This is a genomic window from Acinetobacter sp. Marseille-Q1618 (assembly GCF_902809855.1).
Taxonomy (GTDB): domain Bacteria; phylum Pseudomonadota; class Gammaproteobacteria; order Pseudomonadales; family Moraxellaceae; genus Acinetobacter.
Genome location: NZ_CADDWJ010000002.1, coordinates 1,335,075 through 1,354,947, shown reverse-complemented (window position 1 = coordinate 1,354,947; position 19,873 = coordinate 1,335,075). Strand labels below are relative to the sequence as shown.

The following is a 19,873-nucleotide window of genomic DNA, read 5'->3' as shown; positions in this document are numbered from 1 at the left end:
GAATTTGTCATGAAAATTTTATCTATTCGTTTAAAAAACTTAGCATCTCTTTCGGGTGAGCATTTCATTGATTTTGAATCTGAGCCTTTAGCCTCAGCAGGTTTAGTGGCGATTGTTGGGAAAACAGGTGCAGGCAAGTCCACTATTTTAGATGCGATGTGCCTTGCTCTTTTTAACAAAATTCCACGTCTAAAAGACAGTGATGGCAAACTACAAGATGTCGATGGTTCAGAACTTTTAACGAACTCACCTTTAACTGTTTTACGCCGTGGCACTGCTCATGGTTTTGCGGAACTCACTTTTATCGCACAAGATCAAAAACATTATCTGGCTCGCTGGGAGTTAAAACGTTCACGTGAAAAAGCCGATGGTAAATTACAAAATGTGCAACGTTATCTAAAATGCCTCACAGATGGGGTGGTCGTTGCTGACAAAGCCAAAGCCGTTGATACCAGCATTTTTAAAATCACGCAATTGAGTTTTGAACAATTCACGCGTGCGGTACTTTTAGCACAATCTGAAGTCACTGCATTTTTAAAAGCACGTGACAATGAACGTGGTGAATTACTTGAATATTTAACCAATTCTTCTATTTTTGCCAAGATCGGTCAATTGGCTTTTGAACGCACTAAAGCTGTCACACTTAAACGTAAAGAGCTTGAAAATTTGCTAGGGCATATCGAAGTGCTATCTGATGAAGCAGTGACGGAACTCAATACCCGATTTCAAAACATCGATACCGATTATAAAAAACTAGAAGCTAAAAAATCTCAACTGGAAAAACAACAACAATGGTTTGAACGTAAACAAAAGTTTGATCAAGAGATTGTTGTAAAACAAAGTAGTGTTGATCAATATTTAAATGAGCAACACAAATTAACCTCTGAACGTGAACGTCTAAATCGTTTAGAAATATTTTCTGAAATTCGTCCAAATGTGTTTCAACAACAACAGTTGGTCAAAGCGCAACAAACGCTTGCGCCACAGCTTCAACAGCAGCAACAAATTTTTAATGGACTGACAGTCGCATTTGAAACACAAAAATCTCAATACCTTCAATCAGAAACAGCGCTTGCTGAAATCCAAGATTTTGAAAATAAAAATCTTAGCGCTATTCATCAGGTGCGAGATTGCAATTCGGAACGTGAACGTATTGGCGCTGAATTTAATCAAGTAAAGAAAAAACTATTTGATTTAGAGCAAGCGCAACAGCCTTTAACTCAGCAAAAGCAACAATTTGAACAACAGATTCAGCAGATTCAGCGACAACAAGAACATGTTAATACGAAGCTTTTAGCTACACAACACTTTGCTGATTTAGATAAAGGGCTATCGGCTCACTTACAGCAATTATCACAATTTATTCAGCATTATCAAACTATTGAAAATCAGATTGGTAGCACCATAGATGCTGAACATAGACTTAATCTTCAAAAAGCAGAATTAAAGCAACGCATTGCACAAATTGGAACGATTGATCAACTAGAAAAACAACTGGAACAAGCACGACAACAACGTGAGTTAAAAATTCATCAACATAATCAACTCAATGTCATTCAACAAAAATTAAACCAATGGTTTGAGTTACAACAAGAGGCTCAACAACTCCAAAATAAACTTAGTCTTACAAATACTGAGTTTCAACAGGTTGAAAAAAATACCGTCATTGCGGAACAAGAATTTCAATCCAGTAAAGATGCACGTCTAAAACTTCAAGAGATTTTGCAGCAACAAAGGCTTTTACATGCTGAAAATGTAGAAAATTTACGTGCAGAACTTACAGAAGGTAAACCTTGTCTAGTGTGTGGTAGCACTTCACACCCATATAAAAAGGATGATTCGGTTGTATCTAAAGCCCTATTTGAATTACAACAACAGCAACAACAACATGCACTTAGCAAAGAACAAGAAGCCTTAAAAATTTGGCAACAACAACAACAGCAACAAACCAAACTCAATACGGAGTTAGAACAATTCAAAACTGCACTAAAAAATAGTGTGGAGAAAACAAAAGCAACTGAAAAAATATTGCGAGAACAATGCAAAACTGCGCAAATAAACTTAGATTTAGACCAAACACAATCGGAAATTTCAAAGCACTTTGAAGAAATCAGTCAGCAAAACCAAATGGACTGTCAGCATTTTGAAGCTCAAATTAGCCAATCCATTTTACATCTAAAAGCGCAACAGCAATTAACACAAGATGTTCAGCAGGCTGAACATTTATTGCAAAATGCGCAAAACTTACAGCAACACGTTTCGCATATTGTTGCTTGTTTAACAGATGCTGAAAAATTGCAATGGCAACAAAAAACCACCATTCAAGCTCAACAGCTCTATCAGCAACTTGAGCTGCGATTACAACAATTAGAGCAATTAGCACAGTTAAAGTTGCAACTCGACCAAACCTCGCAGCAATTGCATTCGGTCATATTAAACTTAGAAAATGCAGCTAAACACATTGCTGAAACGCAAGAAAATTTAAATACCATTAAACTGAAAGGTCAAAAAAATACAGAAAAAGCCAATCAGTTAATTCTAGCCATGACAGGATTAAGCGATGTTAAACCAAATGAATGGTTAGCTGAACATGATAAAAAACGTCAGCAAATTCAATTGCAATATCAACAACATAAGCAGAAGTTTGATCAATCTCGTACCGAATTTGAACAGCAAAAAAGTCGTTTAGAGCAGTTACAAGCGCAGCAACAACAAAGCCAAAATAGTTTAAACCAAGTTAACAGTGTGATTCAAAATTGGTTGAATGTTCATACTGATTTTCAAGCTTCTGATTTAGCAGAATTGGCTCAAATCAGTCCTGCGCAAGAACAACAAATTCGCCAGCAATTACAAGATATTGAACGCCTACTGCATGAAGCAAAGTCTGCATTAAAAACCATTCAAGCACAATTGGCTGAACACGCTTTGCAACAGCCTGAAATTGATTTTAATCAATTACAACAAGTAATGCTGGAGAATGCAGAATCCTTAAAAACCCAATCTGAGCTTCGTGATCAAATTAAAATTGATCTTGCAAAACATCAAAGTAACTTGCAAAAGCAGAAACAATTTGCAGATGAAATTTTACAAGTTCAACAAGAAGAACATCGTTGGAGCAAAATTTCAGGTTTGATGGGTGATGCAACGGGTAAAAAATTCCGAGATTATGCACAGCAATTTAACCTTGATATTTTACTTGAACATGCCAATCAACAATTGGCAATGTTGTCACAGCGTTATACTTTAAAGCGTTTGGAAAACTCTTTAAGTCTCGCGATTATTGACCATGATATGGATGGCGAAACCCGTTCAGTCGCTTCACTTTCTGGCGGGGAGTCTTTCCTAGCAGCCCTTGCCCTTTCTTTGGCTATTGCTAATATGGCGTCAGGTTCGATGAAAATTGAATCACTGTTTATTGATGAAGGTTTTGGTACTTTGGATGCTTCATCTTTGCATATGGTCATGAATGCACTGGATCAACTACAAAATCAAGGACGTAAAGTTGTGTTGATTTCCCATATTCAGGAAATGCATGAGCGAATTCCTGTGCAAATTCAAGTTAAACCATTAGGTGCGGGTGCAAGTACCATTGAAGTAGTGAGTTAATAGGTACTTAAAATTATAAAAGTAGAGTTTTCTATCTGCTTTTATAATATTTTTTCATGGATTTTTCTTTTATCTAAATGAATTAAAAAGGTATTTTCATTGACTAAAAAATACCTTATGGATTTTTGGATTAATCTTTATCTGCTGGGAAAGCATTTGGTGGTGGTGCATATTTATTGATTGGTTTTTTGTTTTCTTCAGGTGCTTCAAGTTCATACACAACTGTACCGATCACTCCTGCATTATCGATTGAACCATTATCTGAATTTGCAGCATAGGATTCCTCAGGTTTACCAAAAGTAAATGAAGCAACTGCATCAGCACTTTTACGGAAACCTTCGATGGTTAATGTGTCATGCGCATGTAGCACATAACCTGAGTTACTACGTGAAGCAGCACTTCCATCGATGACATCAATTCCATCTACACTGGTCACGATTTCAAAGGTTTTACTGGTGTTATTTTCATAATGCAGTTGATAACTTTGTCCTTCTCGCCCAGCCAAATAATAGTTTGAACCGACCCGATATAAAGGAATCGTATCACCACGATCATCAATAATAGTAAAACTAATTTTCCCGCCTGCGACAGATATACCTTGAATTGGTTTACCTTGATATTGCTTATCGGCATATTGGACTTGGGTTTCTGCAAGCGGAGAATTTGACTTACGTTTTAAATCCACTTCGGTCACTTGTGAGTCGATTTCATCGCCCCACTTAGTTCCCAATTTCTCGTCACTCGCCACTTCATTATTTGCAGCATCGGCAGCGGCATCTGCACTGGCTGTAGTTGATGAGTTATGGGGCACATCATTTTGTGATTGTTTTTTACTACAAGCAGCAAGAAATACACACAATAACAAGCAGATAAAATAATTTATAATTTTCATTCTTATCACCTTTTTTCAAATACGACTCAACAACTCTTCAAAATTGATGCTGAGTTCAATTGAACAGTCATTTTAAGGCATTTAGATTATTATCGGATTCAGCATACCTGTGTATATTTCAGTTTAGCAATTGCTATTTTTTACATTTATGTAAATATCACCATGTAAATACAACGCCTAAAAAAATCACTTAGTCTGCTGGAAATGCATTTGGTGCGGCTGCATATCCTTTATCCTGATGCGGTGAATAATGCTTCGGTGCTTTTAACTCATAAATCACAGTACCAATAATCCCTGTATTTTTAATCGAACCCTGTGCGCTATTGGCTGCATAAGATTGTTGTGGTGAACTAAATGTAAATGATGCAACTGAAGCATGACTTTTTCTAAATCCTTCAATCGAAATCGAACTATAAGGTCGGAGTACATAACCACTTTTTTGACGAGAAGCTTGGCGACCATCGAGGACATCCAAACCATCGACACTTGCCACCACCTCAAAGGTTTGGGCACTACTGTTGCGATAGTGCAACTGGTAACTTTGTCCATCATTACCCGAAAGAAAATAGTTTTGCCCTTCACGGTATAATGCTAAATGTTGACCACGATCATCCAACACTGAAAAACTGATTTTACCTGCCGCTAATGAAATACTGTTAATGCTGCGCCCTGAAAATTGTTTAGCAGCATAGCGTACTTGTGTTTCATCAATGGGGTGATTAGATAATCTTTTTAAGTTCACTTGCTGCACATAAGAACTAACATCATCGCCCCATTTTGTACCTAATTGTTGGCTTACACTGACACGTTGAGGATTGATATTCTCTGCTTGTATGGCTGAAGTTTTTGCACTGTGTATTGGCGCAGGCGCATAAGGCTCAGCAGCATTGTCTTGACTACCTTGTATTACTGGTTGTGAGGAACACGCAGCAAGCAAGCTTATAGAAATAAGATAGAGAATATTGTGATTTCATCGCATGATCCTGTTATTAGAGTTATTCAACTCAGTATAAACTGCACCAACGCTACAGCTTTGTAGTCATTTGTAGGATAATGTTTAAAATTTCACCACAATATTGCCCATTTATTAAACCTTTACATTCTATTTTTACATCGGTCGTAACGTTAAAATTTGCTCACTACGTCCAAATGGTCCCTGCAAGTCATGTAATACTGAACTGGTTAAGCCAATCCCATCTTCACCATATTGTTGTACCGTTTCTAAACCTAACCATCTGCCTTGAGGCAAACGATATAAATGAATTTGTAAATCTAAGTTTGGGAAGCCCCATTTAAAAGGTGGCTTTTGTCTTGCCACAATACCATTTGCAGTATCGACCATGCCCATAAGCTTGACAAAGTCTGTGGTTTCTTGACCTTCAACCATATCCAATACATTACTTAACCACACAATGCCCGCACCTTGGCAGCGTTGTTCTGTGCGTGCTTCTATAGATTGAATATAGCCCCCTGGCCACTGACGAATTTCTTGCCAAATCGGCAAGTTTTCAGGTGTGCCAATATTTTGATCTTCTAGCCCTGCGACATTTTTACTGTTATTGGTCATCATGCGCCAAGTTCTTGCCACGATACAAACTTTTCCTTGTGCAATCATTTCGGACTCAAGTAGTTCTATGGTTTTACCACCACGAATCACTTTTGTTCGGATGCTAAACTCACCCGCAGCAATCAACCCAAAAATATCTAAACTGATACGCCCAATCCGCACATCATCTCGAGGAGAAAATTGTTCTAATTCAGCACAAATAATCCCTGTAGCGGGTGCCATGTGTTGCTCGTGTTCATTCCAAGCCCCTTGTGCATGTATGGTCGACTGATAATGTGCTGTGACCACACCTTGTTCATCTACAGTACGCTGTATTAATTGATAATAGCTCGACATATTCTTCCCTGTATCTTAATTAAAATATTATTCCAGTAATTTATAAAGTTAAATCATTATATTTTTGTACTCAATTTAAACAGAAATGTCCAATTTTCAGCAGAATACTGAACTCTATGGTTCAGTATTTTGCTCAAGCTTTAAAAATTTTTCTTAAAATTTTCTTTTGATCTTAAAAAAGCTTTCATGTGCATGAAATTTGCATGGTTTTTAATAACTTAAAACCTAGACAATGGAGGATGCCATGAACAAAGACCCACGTATTGAAAAGATTGAAAACCTCCTCGACAAATTTGGCAATATTGCAGTAGAAGCCTTTCATTATATTGCGCTGTTTATTATTGGTTGTATGATCGCTTGGTCGGCTGTGCATACCATTATCGACATTTTAACGGTTAAACAATATGCCAGTATTGATGACATTTTACTTTTGTTTATTTATCTCGAACTTGGTGCAATGGTTGGAATCTACTTTAAAACCAATCATATGCCTGTTCGTTTTTTGATTTATATCGCCATTACCGCACTGACTCGTCTGCTCATCTCTGATATTCAACATGATCATAAAGCAGATATCGATCAAGTGATTTTGACAGGTTCTATTTTAATTTTGGCGATTTCTATTTTAGTGGTTCGTTTTGCTTCATGGAAATTCCCTTCTGTAATTCGGGAAAAACATCATGATAAGCCATTACCGTATGGTAAAACGCCAAAACCTGAAGATGATGAGTTGGCTTAAAGTGCTAATAGGCACATGATTTAATTTCTAAATCAGACAATACAATAGATATGATTAATCATTGGGTATTTGTAGATATCGTCCATTTTCAAATATCCAATGCATCCCCACTTCAGGATCAGGTAACCCATAACGTCGCCAATCACTGATTAACATATACTGTGAACTTTCTATTGTTCCATTACCATTTACATAACCATGACTCTCAGAATGGTAAATATTCGTTGTCGGCAGTTGTTGTCGATAGATAATGGTAACGCCATTTTGCTGTGGATATACTGGATAAGGTCGATTTGGGTAATGAGGATAACTTGGATAATGTCCCCATTGACCTGAGTTTTGCGGTGGTCTAATTGGGATTTGTTTGGTTTTAGTTAGACCATTTTGATCTGTGTATTGATAAGTGGTTGTAGGAACACGATGTTGATGGCGTTCCACACTCCCATAGCCTGCCCAATCTTTAGCATCAGCCAATACAGAAGTAGACATCATCGCCAATATACCGACTATGACATTCAGACTCAGTAAATGTTTCATCTCAACCTCCATAGCAAAATGCCGTTGTTTTTATTTTAATACGCAATTGAAGATAAATAATGAATATTTTATAAGCAAATTAAATATCATTTGAATATCCGCTATCTTTCAAACACACCATTTTAAGCGCAATCTGCTAAGATATTTGTTTTCGTCTGATGGATGCTGTGCTGTGGCTGAACTAAGTTTTGACCGTCTACATCAATTTTTTTGTAAAGTACCCAGTGTGCAAAAAGCTTTTATCGACAGTTATGGTACAGATGGTAAGTCTGCATGGTGGTTTAAGTTTCAGATTAATATCGATCATCCGCTTGCATGGCAAACAGTGCAAGAATTGGGGCATGTTTTAAACTATATTTCTAAAAATGAACGTCTACCTACCCAGTTTTTGCCAATTTCTCCACCACCGTATATGAATGGTGAAGCGAAGCAATTTTTAGCGTGGGTGATTCAGTGTAATCATGCTGATTTTCCACCAGATGTGGTATGTGATTGGTTAGAGGCACGTTTACCGCAACCTGTTGAAGATGAAAGTCAGTGGAAAATTAAAACTGACTTGCATGAACTTGATAAAATGACGGATAAAGACTTGGATAAAATAGTGCCACCGAATCCGCAGTGATATTTTAATATAATTTAAAAAACCGAATATAACTGAAAAGCCAAGAGATATCTTGGCTTGCTGTTATTTAACGGAAAGGTCTTATTTTGTTTGTTTTTGTTTAAACACTTCTATTTGCTTTTTTATTTTATCTATCTCTTTTGCGCTAAATACATCTGAAATAACATACATTTGATAATAATCTAATATTTTCAACTTTGCTAAAATACTTCCCTGATCTGACTTTTTCTTTAATGCGACTAATTGCGCATTAAGATATTGATCAAACTCAGCTTTCAATTGTGTTGCAGAAGGTGCATTCAGTTTTTTTAAGAGTGTACTGTTACAAATCAGTGATTCAAAAGCATATGTTCCAAACTTATCTCCTGCTTGAAATGCTCGATATGCCCACTGACATGCCTGAAAATCAGAATTTGGAGCTAATTCATTGGAATAAATAAATGCCATCATTGTCATTGCTTCTGGTTTAGATTCCGCATCTTTTTTAACAATAGGTTTCAATATCTTGATTTTATCCACCAAGTTTGATTTTCCATAATTTAGCTTATCTGCATAATATTGAAAGAAAATTTCTCGCATAGCTGAGTAATTACTTAGTTTTGCGGATGAAAATAAAATTTGATCATATAGTGCCGTATCGGGGGGCAAATAGTCAGTTTCATAATGACCTGAATAATACTGGCTCAATAAATACATCGCCTCAGCATCGCCTTCATCAGACGCTTTTTTGAGTAATGCAATCGCTTTTCGATGATCAATGCCTATTTTTTCACTGCCAGTTTGCAATTCTTTGGCTTGGGTGACTAAAGGATTTTCGGCAAAAGCAAAAGGAGAAATACATATCCCTATAGCAAGAATCGATGTTAAAAATGACGTTTTAAATTTTTTAGAAAGTTTATAGTTTTGCATAACTTTTTGCATATTTAGGCTCAAATTTTTAATTAAATTATTTTGAGCAGCAATTATGCACTGAACACAAAAATATTCAGCGCATAATTACAAATTTCATAAATTAAATCAGAATGTTGAAAGTCCACTCCACTCCATAAAGCGATACACACCGTATTTTAATTTTGACTCATCCGCATATTTTGAATAATCCACACTCATATGACGACCATTCAAGTTTGACCATGCCGTATTAAAATAGTGTTCAGCGTCAATAAAAACTTGCTGCTGTGGATTTCCAAGTACCCTTAAATTGGTTTCTAAATTATAATTTTTTAAATTACGCGCAGTGAAATTGGCTGAGCCTAAAATCATTTCAGCCGATTGAGCGTTGTGTTTCATCAACATCTTACTATGACATTGTTCACCTTGGGTATTGCACCAGCGCACATCAATACCCGCATCATTTAATTCTGATGCAACTTGACGGTTTGGAATACCATTTTTCTGACGTCCAAAAGCATCTTTATTCGGATCAAGTAAAATCCGTAACTTTGCGCCACGTTGTTTCGCAGCAATTAGTTCTTTTATGATCTTACGTTCGGATAAATAAAACATTGCCAAGTCGATTTGATCATCGGCTTTTGCAGTTTTCAGCATTTTTAAAACTGCATCATAAATCGCCTGTTCCGTCAGCACTTGCACTTGTGGGTTATTACGATTTTCAGGCAATTTTCCAATCACCACAAAAGGTGTATCCCCACCTGACATTTGGGCAACAGGTTGTTCTGACTTTAGGACATCTGTGGCAATCGCTCCATTAACCATCAGCGCAACATTAGAATGTCTAGAACTACCATCATGTGGGTTTGCCGAAGTGACAATTGTTTTCCAGCCTTCATCTGTATCTACCACAATGGTTTTACGATGATTGGCTTTGAAGTTAAATAAGTTTAAATAACTACGAATGGTAATCGGCTCTTTGCCAAAAGGATTGCTCAGCCAGCCTTTTTCAGCATTATTACCGATATCTTGACAACATAAATACCAAAAACCTGACCATGTCGGATTAGAAGCACGCAAAGGTGTTAAATTTGTTTCAATCACCTCAATGCCTGCTTGACGTAATTTTCGGTATTGTTCAGGGGCAATCCCGCCATAAACAGAGTTGATTGGGTCAGTAATAAATTTAATTTCTAAGGCAGGATTAACCACTTTCTGATTAATCAAGGCTTCTGTGAGTTGATGCGTCAATGCGCGATGTTGAAGTTTTGAATCACCAATTTCTTGGTTAAATAAAAACATATCGACCACAATCGTGGTTTTGGCTTGTTTGATTAGATTTAAAATTTCATCAAAAATATGATGATCTAAGTGTTGTCTACCTTGCACATCCATATAGGTTTGATCGGCAATAAATTTCACGTCAGCGTGGCGCAAAGGACCTGTAAAATTCAGCCCTTGTGGTATAGGTTTAACCGTGTGATAGATCGCAGAGGATAAATATCCTAAAATCAATACTGTAAAAATTAAACCTAAATAACGTCGTTTTGACCAATTCAACTTACTGTGAATTTTATGAAAGATACGCATATTAAAAAACCTAGTCTGTTATAAGCAGACTAGGTTGAATTGCTTTATTTTTCAATGATGGTTTGGTGAATGATTGAAATTTTTAGAATTTATAATCAATCCCAACCACAAAGTTACGTCCAATCTGTGGAATATTCGACAGGAATGAACTATGTTCATAAACTGTTTCATCCAGTAAATTGTTGGCATTTAAATAAACTTTGGCTTCTTGTTTGTTGGCAAGTGGGTATCTATAAGCAACACCGACATTGACCATGTTATAGCCTTTGGTTTCTTTCTCATAGGCTGCAAATTTATCTTGATTAAATACATGAGAATATTCTGCTGAACCTGACCAATTATCGTCGAAGTTAGCTGTCACACGTGTCCCTAAACGCCCTGCTGGAACGCGTGGGGCATTTTCATTGTCGATTTTGCCACGTACATAATCACCAAATAAACTTGCGTTATAAACATCGTTGAACTGATACGCAATTGCCGCTTCTGTACCATAGAATTTTGCTTCATCTTGGCTATATTGGATCAAACGGAAGTTTTTATACTGGTCTAAAGTACGGGCATAAATGTAGTTATCAAACCAATTATGATACAAATGAACGTGATAGCTTAGTTTATCGCCCTCATAGTGTAGCCCTAACTCGACATTATTCGATTTTTCTTTATCTAAGTTCTCATCGCCCAATTCATAGGTATTGGTCGCAAAATGTCCACCATGCGAATATAGCTCTTGTGCTGAAGGCAGACGTTGCTGATGTGATGCAGACAATGACAAGGTGTAATCAGGAATAAACTCCCAATTTGCAGCACCCGATACCGAGAATGCATTGCCATCATAGTCTTTTTGCGTTGAATCAATCTCTATTTTTTGATGATCAAAGCGAGTACCTAACTCCACATGTACATCGCCAAATTGACGATGTTCTAAACCAAATAAACTATATTTTTGGGTTTTATTGGGTGCAAAAAGTGCTTCTTCACCAGTAATATCTAATTTTTGTTGGCTGGCTTGTACGCCCCATACACCTTCCCATTGCGCCAAAGGATTGTGTACTAATTCAATACGCCCATCATAACCTTTACTTTTGAAAGTGGTCATCGCTTCATCACCTTCAATTTCATCATGCTGATAATCGGTATAACTAGCTTGGGCACGTAGTTTTTTAAAGCCTGCAAATGGATCTTTTAACTCTGAACGAAAATCATAGCGTTCTGATTTTAAATCAATCCACGGCCCAGCACCATGCTCGTGATCATGCTCATCATGGCCGTGTCCATGACTATGTCCGTGATCATGGCCATGTTCATCTTCATGCTCATGATCGTGGTCTTCTTCTTCGTGCGGTTCACAATGTAATTTTAAGTCATGTAAATGGCATGCTTCATATTCATGGCTATGTCCAGGTAAACCGTATTTATCTTTACGATTACTATAGGAAACGCCTGCAAAACCACGCTCCCCGATCCAAGACAAACCAACATTAACATTGTCGGACTCAGCAAAGGTATTGCCTACACGTCGTTCTTTTTCAAAGTCACCGTCTTCGTGCTCATGAAAATAATTTGGTGAAATATAATCATTGGCTTCACGAGTTAAGCCTTCTACACGTAAAGCAACATTTGAACCTAAGCCAACAGTTACACCAGCATTTGCTAGTTTTTCATCATTGCCAGAGTTATAACGTACCCCAACATGCCCTTCTTGCCCATTTACAGGCATTTTACTTGGAATTTTTGAATCCGTGACATTCACCAAACCACCCACCGAACCTGCGCCATAAAGTAAAGTCGATGGACCACGAATAATATCAATTTTTTCTGCAAGTTGAGGATCAACGGTTACGGCATGGTCAGGAGATAGACTTGAAACATCAATAGTTTCCGTTGCATTTTGTGTTACTTTCACTCGTGCGCCTTCTTGCCCACGAATTACAGGACGACTCGAACCTGCACCAAAGCTATTTGAATACACACCTAGTTCTTGTTTGAGCGCTTCACCAAGTGTTGAACCACTTTGTTGTAAATGTGCACGATTCACTGTTTGATCGGCAACCCCAAAATCTTGCGTACTTTGTTCCAAAGGATGAGCTGTAAAGGTAACTGCTTCTAATTGTTGTACTTCACCTTTGCTACTTTGGTTGTTTTGAATAGGTTGAGAAGTATCATCCGCCCACACCGAACCTGCAAAAGCGGCTGTAATTGAAAGTGCCAAAATATGTTTTGAAAAAGACATGTGATCGCTCGCAAAGCATCATTTTTTAAATTATCGTTATAATATAACATTACAACATATTTGCAATAAAAAACATTTGATTTACTTAAATTCAGTACACTGCCTAGAGCTTTTGATTATTTATACTTTTGTTGTTTATGCCTTTCACCATTTCTCATGCTGTCTTAGCGCCCCCTATTTCTAAACTTACTGGGCATCGACTGCCGATTGCTGCATTGGCGATCGGTTGTATGACACCTGATTTATATCGTTTATTTACCAACGTAGATTATAACCAGTCACATCAATGGTCTGGTTTAATTTTCCCAAATCTATTGATTGGACTATTTTTTTGCATACTTTGGTATGCTTTATATCGTCCGATGTTGTTTGCATTTTCAGGACTGCATAAACCTTTAAATATAAATGGCTTAAATAATTTTTCGGGTTTTATTCTCAGTATTATTATCGCAATTTGGGTCGGTGTAGCAACGCATATTCTTTGGGATGGGATTACCCATGTTGACTTTCGGACTTTTGCTTTCAAAGATATTTTAAGCCAACCGATCAGCATTTTTCAGCACAATTATCCCTTACACCGAGTCTTACAAATTGGCATGTCTGCATTTGCATTACCGATTTTATTTTGGATGATTTGTCGACATCATCAGCATTATCGTCAAGCTCAACCCGTACATAAAAATATTAAAATTTATGTAATTGCTGTATTTTTATTTTCCCTATTGGCAGGCATTTTAAGTTATTTATATTTTGCTGAAGGATCATATTCTGATGCATTTTCCCATGATTTATATAGCTATGTTGGCAAATCCATTAATTATTTTTTTAGAGCTTTTTTAACTTTATTCAGTTTAGGCTGCTTGATTTTCATCGTTTTAAAGCGATGTAGTTCAATATTTTCCAAATCTTCCACATAACCATGTTTTTCTATACTAAATCGGCGTGAATTTTTATAGTTTTTCCCCTAAGTCCTTGTGACTATATGCCCAAAGAGGCATAATCCTACCTTCGAATAAAAGCGGTGCGCTGTTTACGCATACGCTGACCTTAACCCATATAGTTGGATTTCTAACGCTATGATGCGAACTCATTACTGCGGCTCATTGACTGAAGCCCAAATCGACCAAACCGTTACATTATGCGGTTGGGTTCATCGTCGCCGTGACCACGGTGGTGTCATTTTCCTTGACATGCGTGACCGTGATGGTCTTGTGCAAGTGGTGATTGACCCTGACACACCTGAAGCATTTGCAACTGCTGACAAAGCACGTTCAGAATATGTATTAAAAATCGTAGGACGTGTACGTCGTCGCTATGAAGGCACCGAAAATGCCAATATGGTGAGTGGTCAAATCGAAGTTTTAGGTAAAGAAATTGAAGTTCTTGCTGCGTCTGAAACTCCTCCATTCCCATTGAATGATGAAAATGCCAATATTTCTGAAGAAGTCCGTTTGAAATATCGCTTCTTAGACATTCGTCGTCCAGAAATGATTGACCGTTTACGTTTCCGTTCTAAAGTAACGACACTTATTCGTAACTACTTAGACGAACACGGTTTCCTAGATGTTGAAACACCAATCTTGACGCGCGCAACACCTGAAGGCGCACGTGACTATTTAGTCCCAAGTCGTGTTTCAAATGGTAGCTTCTATGCCCTTCCACAATCACCACAATTATTCAAACAATTGTTAATGGTGGGTGGTATTGATCGTTATTACCAAATCGCAAAATGTTTCCGTGACGAAGACTTACGTGCTGATCGTCAACCTGAATTCACTCAAATCGACATCGAAACATCGTTCTTAAACGATGACGACATTATGGATTTGATGGAAGGTATGACTGTTAAGATGTTCGATGAACTTCTTGGCGTAAAATTCGACAAATTCCAACGCATGACTTATGCAGATGCAATGCGTGATTATGCATCGGACAAACCAGACTTACGTATTCCTTTGAAATTAGTTGACGTTGCAGACATGATGCAAGACGTTGAGTTCAAAGTATTCGCAGGTCCTGCAAAAGACCCTAAAGGTCGTATTGTTGCGCTTCGTGTACCTGGTGCAGGTTCACTTCCACGTAGCCAAATCGACGAATATACTAAATTCGTTGGGATCTATGGTGCGAAAGGCTTGGCTTATATCAAAGTCAACGAACTTGAAAAAGGTATCGAAGGTCTTCAATCTCCAATCGTTAAATTCATCGAACCAATCGTGTTTGATTTGTTGAAACGTGTTGGCGCTGAAAATGGCGATATCGTATTCTTCGGTGCGGATAAAGCCAAAGTTGTAAATGATGCAATGGGGGCTTTACGTATCAAGATTGGTCACGACATGAACATGGCAACATGTGAGTGGGCGCCTCTTTGGGTGGTTGACTTCCCAATGTTTGAAGAAACTGAAGATGGTAAATGGACGTCTGTACATCACCCATTCACACTGCCTAAATCAAGTGTTGAAGACGTGAAGAACAATCCAGGTGAAGCATTGTCTGTTGCTTATGATATGGTATTGAACGGTACTGAAATCGGTGGTGGTTCACTGCGTATCTATACTTTAGAAATGCAAAAAGCAATCTTTGAAGCGCTTGGTATTTCTGAAGAAGAAGCAGAAGAAAAATTCAGCTTCTTGTTAAATGCATTGAAATTCGGTGCGCCTCCTCACGGTGGTTTGGCATTCGGTCTTGACCGCTTGGTGATGTTAATGACAGGTTCATCGTCTATTCGTGATGTGATTGCATTCCCGAAAACCAAGACTGCTGAATGTCCTTTAACTCAAGCACCAGCCCCTGTTGAGCCAAATCAATTGCGTGATCTGGGTATTCGCTTACGTGAAAAGCCAAAAGCTGAAGAATCTAAATAATCTTTAGATGATGATGTTTAGAACCCTGCACTTGCAGGGTTTTTTATATCCAATAAAATAAACTACTTAATAATCCCCAAATCATCAAATTTGGGATTAAATTGAGATTAGCTCTCAAAGATGGCATACTATCTTGGTTCTTTTCATAGGTATTTCCCCATGGCTATGCGTCCTGATGTTCGTCGTCATACGATTGTTCTTATTGCTTTTGCACTCATTCAATGGGGTTTTGTCTTATATATTTTAAATCATCAACTTTTTGACTTAGATAAATCAGAACGTATTTTATTATTCTGTTTGAGTTGTTTTGGTGGTGGTTTTCTGATTATGGCTTCTTTAATTTACTTGGTTATTAAAGGTAATGCGGATCGTTAATTTAACCACGATAAATAAATAGCAACTTTATTGATTAAAATAAAGTTTAGTTCTAAATGGGCATTTATTGAATGCCTATTTTATTTTAAACAATATATTTATTCAAAACTGTATTCATTTAAAAAACCTAAATGCTAGCTATTTTTGATACAAAAATCATACTACTATATTTAATACAATATTCACTTTAAAATAGCTTGATTAATTTTCATCTATTGTCACAAACTGCTATTAACAAGATATACTATGTTTAAACTTATACAGAGCGACCTTCATCCCAGACATGTCACAGTATTGATTTCGATATTATTTCTCGTTTTTTTCTTTTATTATATTTTAAATGAAAAATTTCGACTCTGGTATATTTCTCTTGCTTTTGTATTTGCTTATTTTTATACACTAAAAAAAAATATGACTTCAATAAAACCCAGTTTAACACTGACAATATTTTGTTGTATTAGCATTTTTACCTGTACATTAAGTTATTATTTATTTGATCGCTTAGATGACTTACCGAGTAAAGGCTATTTAAAAACCTATAAACGTTTAATTGATCAATACTTCTACTTTTTAGCCTTTTTAACATTACCTACAATTTTCTATGTTTATAAGTTTACACCTAAAATATTTTATACAACCTTATATATTGCTATTCTATTTACTGGAATTTATGTCACATATTTCAACTTTATATTTGATTTTAACCGAGGTCAACTATCAAGTTATTTTAACCCCATCATCACCTATAACATTGGGTTAATATCACTGACTATCTTAGCATTATTTTATGCATTCTATGATCAAAGCAAAAAATCTTATACCCTTTTAATAATAAGTTTAATCACTATGTTCAGCTTAATATTACAAGGTACTCGCGGAGCATGGTTAGCACTCCCTTTTATTTATTTTCTCATTACAGTAGTTTATTTCAAAAAACAAAGTAAAAAGTGCCTATTTTTTCTTGCTGCAACATTTATATTTATTACGACCAATATTGCATTGCCTAACTCTCCCTTAAAAAATAGAATGAATGCATTTCATCAAGATTCAACAAATATCCAAGAAAGTGACTACCAAAATAGCACAGGTATTCGATTACTCCTTTGGGAGAACTCAATAGAGTTATTTAAAAAGCAACCTATTTTAGGTGTCAGCCTTTATGGTATAGAAAAAAATAACTGTGAATTACAAGCTCAAGGCAAAATTCCCCAATGTTTTCAGCATCAACATAGTATCTATTTTAATGAATTAGCAGCCAATGGTCTATTCGGTATATTTGGTTTATTAATTACTCTACTTTTACCTTTTATTTATTTTGTAAAAAATTACAGCCAATCAAATGAAAAATTAAAATTATTATCACTTTCTGGGGCAGCATTTGTATTTTACTTTGCAGTGTGTGGTCTTACCGAATATTATTTATTTTTTCTCAATACAACTTATATGTATTTTTTAATTGTTGCAACATTTATGAGTTTTATTCAATTAGAAAAACATCATATTCAACAAAAAATATATAAATAGAGCATGCTCCCCCAAATCAAAAATAGGGGGAGTATTTTTGATGATTAAGAATAATATTTTTTTAAAGTAAATTTATATAATCTTTTAATTAATGATATTTTTAAACGCTCAAAAAAAGACTTCTTTTTAATTTTCTTTGCTTGTAAACTTTGTCGCTCTAGTTCTAAATAGCTCTGCCCTGCGGCACATTCCACTAATTCAGGATGATCAAATAAATGTGTTGCATAAAAGTTTAACTGTTTATCTTGATCATATAACTCTCCCCAATGGTCATAAACTTTTGGTAATCGGTGATAATCAACAAAAGTTTGTGCCATTTTACGATCTATAATATAAGCATAGGCATAAGAAAAACGGCGAATATAAAGTAAATTTACTTTTAAAACCTTTTTCTCCATCAGAGTCTGTGGCAAAAATTGCCCTCTCACATGTCGATTCACATGTAATTGAATACCACCAAGGCTTAGAAAGAACTTCTCATTTAAACCTAATTGCTCAACTTTTTCCTGTAATACATCTAAATCCAAATCGGAGATGCATCTTGCATCATCTTCAAAAATACAAGCATATTTCTCATCGGATGCTAGAAAATCCGTTAAAGCAGCTATATGAGATAAGGTACAGCCAAGCTCTGCTGGGCTTAATGCTCTTTGCTTTGATGCAACTGCAAGTTTAAAATATTCTACAGTAGGTATACTCGCACCAATCACCCCAATTTTTTGAAAATCATGCTGATATCGTTTAAAAGCTTCCTGCGAAAAAAAAGATTTTAAGCGTGGACTTTCAGCATTTTCAATACTAATGAGATATTTTTTCAAAATTTTATCCAATGTTTTAAATCATGAAACCGAAACAATTTTATCTGATGTTAGGTATAATTGATATTGAACAAAAACTCTATTTCTTATCCGTATGAATTTTAGGTATTTTATCAAAATCAAATTTCTTCAACTTCTTTTCAGCACAGAATACTAAGAAAAATAAAATTGAAATTAAAATAATCCCACAAATATTTGCAATGAAAACTAAATGAGTAGCATAAGATGCTTTTAAAGTAAACACTACACATAATATAATAGTAACCAATAATATCTTAATTATTTTAAAAATTTTCTTTACACGCTTATCCATCTTTAGTTTTAAATAAGCCACATTTAATGGGGAAACTAAAATTTGGTCATAGAAATGATGATTCTCTGTATATAGCTGATAATATGCTTGGTGTACTATACTTTTATCCTTGCTCATCAAATCAGTTAAGCTAGATAAATCATTATGTTTCCTATAATAAAACAAGTACTCAGGTATAATCACAACATTAGGATTTATCTTTGCAATCCTTAAATATAAATCCCAATCTTCACAGACTTTTAAATTTTCATTATAACCTTGCACCTGATCAAATAAATCCTTAGATATCGCTACAATAGAAGGAAATAAGGTGTTATGAAAATAAAAGCTTTCTAAATTGAATGGTTTTATTTTTATTTTAGTTTTAGAACGCCCTATTTCTTTTACATAACATCCGACCATAGAAACATGATCTTGATTTAAAAAGGTGTTTACAACTTTTTCTACATAATATAAGTCAATAAGATCATCTGCATCTAAAAAAACTAAAATATTTCCTTTCGCATATTTAACAGCATTATTCCTTGCTGCTGCTACTCCCATATTTTCTTGCTGTATAAGATTAACAAATGTTAAATGATCTTTAATAGTCTCAATGATTGGACTAGATGATCCGTCATCAATAATAATATGTTCAATATATAAATATGATTGCTTTTTTACGCTCTCAATTGTTTCAATAATCGTCGAGTGATTATTAAAACATGGCGTAATAATTGAAACAAGAGGCAAATTTTCCATAATTTTTTAAAACTAACTAAATATCTACCACTCAAAAAATATTAAAAACACATTTATAACCCTTACATTATACCATAATATATTATATATTTTAAAAAATTATTTAATAAAATTTACTATTCTATTTTAAATCTAAAAAATATACTCAACAAACAATAATAAAACAATATTACTATATAAAATCAACAAACGCCCATATTTTACATAAATAATAATAAATTATTGAGACAG

Annotated in this window: 16 protein-coding genes; 7 read left to right on the top strand and 9 right to left on the bottom strand. The window is 35.6% G+C overall.

Annotated features, from left to right (window positions below):
* Positions 1 to 9 precede the first annotated feature (9 nt).
* Entirely contained in the window at positions 10 to 3,606 is a 3,597-nt protein-coding gene (locus tag HUS24_RS13650) for an AAA family ATPase (RefSeq protein WP_173912469.1), read from the top strand.
* A gap of 130 nt (positions 3,607 to 3,736) precedes the next feature.
* Here HUS24_RS13650 and HUS24_RS13645 read toward each other — a convergent pair whose 3' ends face one another.
* The 3 genes from HUS24_RS13645 to HUS24_RS13635 form a co-directional block, all read right to left on the bottom strand.
* Positions 3,737 to 4,498 carry a hypothetical protein gene (locus tag HUS24_RS13645; protein WP_173912468.1) on the bottom strand — a complete coding sequence of 254 codons (762 nt, stop codon included), beginning with the start codon at positions 4,496 to 4,498 and terminating at the stop codon, positions 3,737 to 3,739.
* 190 nt (positions 4,499 to 4,688) lie between these two features.
* Positions 4,689 to 5,447 (bottom strand): hypothetical protein, encoded by a 759-nt coding sequence (locus tag HUS24_RS13640; RefSeq protein WP_254433870.1) that lies wholly within the window; start codon positions 5,445 to 5,447, stop codon positions 4,689 to 4,691.
* A 159-nt stretch (positions 5,448 to 5,606) separates the two neighbouring features.
* Positions 5,607 to 6,401 carry a thioesterase family protein gene (locus HUS24_RS13635; RefSeq protein WP_173912467.1) on the bottom strand — a complete coding sequence of 265 codons (795 nt, stop codon included), beginning with the start codon at positions 6,399 to 6,401 and terminating at the stop codon, positions 5,607 to 5,609.
* A gap of 244 nt (positions 6,402 to 6,645) precedes the next feature.
* On the opposite strand from HUS24_RS13635, the gene HUS24_RS13630 reads away from it, so the two are divergent.
* On the top strand, positions 6,646 to 7,140 hold the full coding sequence (locus tag HUS24_RS13630) for a phosphate-starvation-inducible protein PsiE (RefSeq protein ID WP_173912466.1): 495 nt from the start codon (positions 6,646 to 6,648) through the stop codon (positions 7,138 to 7,140).
* A gap of 54 nt (positions 7,141 to 7,194) precedes the next feature.
* On the opposite strand, the gene HUS24_RS13625 is transcribed toward HUS24_RS13630, so the two are convergent.
* The gene (locus tag HUS24_RS13625) at positions 7,195 to 7,677 is read right to left on the bottom strand and encodes an RcnB family protein (protein WP_173912465.1); all 483 of its coding nucleotides are present in this window, start codon (positions 7,675 to 7,677) and stop codon (positions 7,195 to 7,197) included.
* A 172-nt stretch (positions 7,678 to 7,849) separates the two neighbouring features.
* On the opposite strand from HUS24_RS13625, the gene HUS24_RS13620 reads away from it, so the two are divergent.
* Positions 7,850 to 8,299: a hypothetical protein gene (locus HUS24_RS13620; RefSeq protein ID WP_173912464.1), complete on the top strand. Its 450-nt coding sequence runs from the start codon at positions 7,850 to 7,852 to the stop codon at positions 8,297 to 8,299.
* Between the two features lie 81 nt (positions 8,300 to 8,380).
* On the opposite strand, the gene HUS24_RS13615 is transcribed toward HUS24_RS13620, so the two are convergent.
* From HUS24_RS13615 to znuD, 3 genes are all read right to left on the bottom strand, one after another.
* Positions 8,381 to 9,220 carry a hypothetical protein gene (locus HUS24_RS13615; RefSeq protein ID WP_173912463.1) on the bottom strand — a complete coding sequence of 280 codons (840 nt, stop codon included), beginning with the start codon at positions 9,218 to 9,220 and terminating at the stop codon, positions 8,381 to 8,383.
* A gap of 96 nt (positions 9,221 to 9,316) precedes the next feature.
* A complete protein-coding gene (locus HUS24_RS13610) occupies positions 9,317 to 10,780 on the bottom strand; it encodes a phospholipase D family protein (RefSeq protein WP_173912462.1) in 1,464 nt (487 codons plus the stop codon).
* An 82-nt stretch (positions 10,781 to 10,862) separates the two neighbouring features.
* Positions 10,863 to 13,010 (bottom strand): zinc piracy TonB-dependent receptor ZnuD, encoded by a 2,148-nt coding sequence (znuD, locus tag HUS24_RS13605; protein ID WP_173912461.1) that lies wholly within the window; start codon positions 13,008 to 13,010, stop codon positions 10,863 to 10,865.
* A gap of 137 nt (positions 13,011 to 13,147) precedes the next feature.
* On the opposite strand from znuD, the gene HUS24_RS13600 reads away from it, so the two are divergent.
* The 4 genes from HUS24_RS13600 to HUS24_RS13585 all read left to right on the top strand — a co-directional run bounded on the left by HUS24_RS13600 (position 13,148) and on the right by HUS24_RS13585 (position 17,770).
* Positions 13,148 to 13,927, top strand: coding sequence for a DUF4184 family protein (locus tag HUS24_RS13600; RefSeq protein WP_173912460.1), 780 nt, complete (start codon positions 13,148 to 13,150; stop codon positions 13,925 to 13,927).
* A gap of 159 nt (positions 13,928 to 14,086) precedes the next feature.
* The gene (gene aspS, locus HUS24_RS13595) at positions 14,087 to 15,871 is read left to right on the top strand and encodes an aspartate--tRNA ligase (RefSeq protein ID WP_173912459.1); all 1,785 of its coding nucleotides are present in this window, start codon (positions 14,087 to 14,089) and stop codon (positions 15,869 to 15,871) included.
* A 159-nt stretch (positions 15,872 to 16,030) separates the two neighbouring features.
* On the top strand, positions 16,031 to 16,246 hold the full coding sequence (locus HUS24_RS13590; protein WP_173912458.1) for a hypothetical protein: 216 nt from the start codon (positions 16,031 to 16,033) through the stop codon (positions 16,244 to 16,246).
* Positions 16,247 to 16,492: 246 nt separating this feature from the next.
* Positions 16,493 to 17,770: an O-antigen ligase gene (locus HUS24_RS13585; protein WP_173912457.1), complete on the top strand. Its 1,278-nt coding sequence runs from the start codon at positions 16,493 to 16,495 to the stop codon at positions 17,768 to 17,770.
* A gap of 44 nt (positions 17,771 to 17,814) precedes the next feature.
* On the opposite strand, the gene HUS24_RS13580 is transcribed toward HUS24_RS13585, so the two are convergent.
* Positions 17,815 to 18,588: a glycosyltransferase family 25 protein gene (locus HUS24_RS13580; protein WP_173912456.1), complete on the bottom strand. Its 774-nt coding sequence runs from the start codon at positions 18,586 to 18,588 to the stop codon at positions 17,815 to 17,817.
* Positions 18,589 to 18,667: 79 nt separating this feature from the next.
* On the bottom strand, positions 18,668 to 19,642 hold the full coding sequence (locus HUS24_RS13575) for a glycosyltransferase (protein ID WP_173912455.1): 975 nt from the start codon (positions 19,640 to 19,642) through the stop codon (positions 18,668 to 18,670).
* Positions 19,643 to 19,873 lie beyond the last annotated feature (231 nt).

Excerpts from the sequence above, each read along its gene's own strand:
- aspS (WP_173912459.1), top strand. The coding sequence starts at position 14,087 with ATGATGCGAACTCATTACTGCGGCTCATTGACTGAAGCCCAAATCGAC.
- HUS24_RS13575 (WP_173912455.1), bottom strand. The coding sequence starts at position 19,642 with ATGGAAAATTTGCCTCTTGTTTCAATTATTACGCCATGTTTTAATAAT.
- HUS24_RS13645 (WP_173912468.1), bottom strand. The coding sequence starts at position 4,498 with ATGAAAATTATAAATTATTTTATCTGCTTGTTATTGTGTGTATTTCTT.
- HUS24_RS13630 (WP_173912466.1), top strand. The coding sequence starts at position 6,646 with ATGAACAAAGACCCACGTATTGAAAAGATTGAAAACCTCCTCGACAAA.
- HUS24_RS13590 (WP_173912458.1), top strand. The coding sequence starts at position 16,031 with ATGGCTATGCGTCCTGATGTTCGTCGTCATACGATTGTTCTTATTGCT.
- HUS24_RS13635 (WP_173912467.1), bottom strand. The coding sequence starts at position 6,401 with ATGTCGAGCTATTATCAATTAATACAGCGTACTGTAGATGAACAAGGT.
- HUS24_RS13585 (WP_173912457.1), top strand. The coding sequence starts at position 16,493 with ATGTTTAAACTTATACAGAGCGACCTTCATCCCAGACATGTCACAGTA.
- HUS24_RS13615 (WP_173912463.1), bottom strand. The coding sequence starts at position 9,220 with ATGCAAAAAGTTATGCAAAACTATAAACTTTCTAAAAAATTTAAAACG.
- HUS24_RS13600 (WP_173912460.1), top strand. The coding sequence starts at position 13,148 with ATGCCTTTCACCATTTCTCATGCTGTCTTAGCGCCCCCTATTTCTAAA.
- znuD (WP_173912461.1), bottom strand. The coding sequence starts at position 13,010 with ATGTCTTTTTCAAAACATATTTTGGCACTTTCAATTACAGCCGCTTTT.
- HUS24_RS13625 (WP_173912465.1), bottom strand. The coding sequence starts at position 7,677 with ATGAAACATTTACTGAGTCTGAATGTCATAGTCGGTATATTGGCGATG.
- HUS24_RS13610 (WP_173912462.1), bottom strand. The coding sequence starts at position 10,780 with ATGCGTATCTTTCATAAAATTCACAGTAAGTTGAATTGGTCAAAACGA.
- HUS24_RS13650 (WP_173912469.1), top strand. The coding sequence starts at position 10 with ATGAAAATTTTATCTATTCGTTTAAAAAACTTAGCATCTCTTTCGGGT.